Source organism: Comamonas aquatica NBRC 14918 (genome assembly GCF_000739875.1).
Classification (GTDB): Bacteria; Pseudomonadota; Gammaproteobacteria; order Burkholderiales; family Burkholderiaceae_C; genus Comamonas; species Comamonas aquatica.
The window spans coordinates 1-1,273 of the sequence record NZ_BBJR01000008.1; the positions used below are offsets into that span (position 1 = coordinate 1).

The window sequence follows — 1,273 nt, forward strand, 5'->3', positions numbered from 1 at the left end:
CGGCGGTTTCCACCGTCGCAGAACCACCGGTGGCTGCCGCGGCGTCAAAGCCGGTGGAGCGCACGGTGATGACCTTGGTGGCGTCGGCCGACTGCACGGTGGCGATGGCGTTGCCGGCGTAGATGGGGCGCTCGAAGGTGTCGGCGGCGATCACGGCGGTGATGTCGCTGATCTGGCCCACGTCCAGCTTGGCGGCCACGCGGGGGGCAGCGTTCTTGCCCGAGGCGGTGGCGGGGAACAGGATGTGGCTGTAGCTGCCAGCGATGGCCAGCACCTGGGCGGCGATGTTCTCGGCCAGGCCGTCCTTGAGGCTGGCGCCATCGGCGTGGATGACCTTGGACACACCGGCGATCTGGGCGGCGGCCTGGGCCGCGGCTGCGGCGTTCTCACCAGCGACCAGCACGTGCACGTCACCGCCGCAGGCCTTGGCTGCGGTCACGGTGTTCAGGGTGGCGCCCTTGATGGAGGCGTTGTCGTGTTCAGCAATAACGAGTACGGACATGATGTTTCTCTCCTGGACGCTTAGATGACCTTGGCTTCGTTCTTCAGTTTGTCGACCAGCGTCGCCACATCGGGCACCTTCACGCCGGCGCCGCGCTTGGCGGGCTCGGCCACCTTCAGGGTCTTGATGCGGGGTGCGACGTCCACACCCAACTCTTCGGGCTTGACCACATCCAGCTGCTTTTTCTTGGCCTTCATGATGTTGGGCAGCGTCACATAACGTGGCTCGTTCAGGCGCAGGTCGGTGGTGATGATGGCGGGGGTACTCAGCGCCAGGGTTTCCAGGCCGCCGTCCACTTCGCGCGTCACGTGGACCTTGTCGCCAGCGACTTCGACCTTGGAGGCGAAGGTGGCCTGGGGCAGGTCGGCCAGGGCCGCCAGCATCTGGCCGGTCTGGTTGTTGTCGCCGTCGATGGCCTGCTTGCCCAGGATCACCAGGCCGGGTTGTTCCTTGTCCACCAGGGCCTTGAGCAACTTGGCAATGGCCAGGGGCTGCAGCTCGGCGTCGGTCTCCACCAGGATGGCGCGGTCGGCACCAATCGCCATGGCGGTGCGCAGGGTTTCCTGGCACTGGGTCACACCGCAGGACACGGCGATCACTTCGCTGACCACGCCCTTTTCCTTCAGACGCACCGCCTCTTCCACGGCGATTTCGTCAAACGGGTTCATGCTCATCTTGACGTTGGCGATGTCCACGCCTGTGCCGTCGGACTTCACGCGGACTTTGACGTTGTAGTCCACCACGCGCTTGACTGGAACCAATACCTTCATG

Annotated in this window: 1 protein-coding gene and 1 pseudogene; both read right to left on the reverse strand. The window is 65.0% G+C overall.

The annotated features are described in order from the left end of the window. A pseudogene (locus tag CA2_RS01290) lies at positions 1–502 on the reverse strand (electron transfer flavoprotein subunit alpha/FixB family protein); the annotation flags it as partial. A 20-nt stretch (positions 503–522) separates the two neighbouring features. Further along, a complete protein-coding gene (locus CA2_RS01295) occupies positions 523–1,272 on the reverse strand; it encodes an electron transfer flavoprotein subunit beta/FixA family protein (protein WP_042411814.1) in 750 nt (249 codons plus the stop codon). Position 1,273 lies beyond the last annotated feature (1 nt).

Excerpts from the sequence above, each read along its gene's own strand:
- CA2_RS01295 (WP_042411814.1), bottom strand. The coding sequence starts at position 1,272 with ATGAAGGTATTGGTTCCAGTCAAGCGCGTGGTGGACTACAACGTCAAA.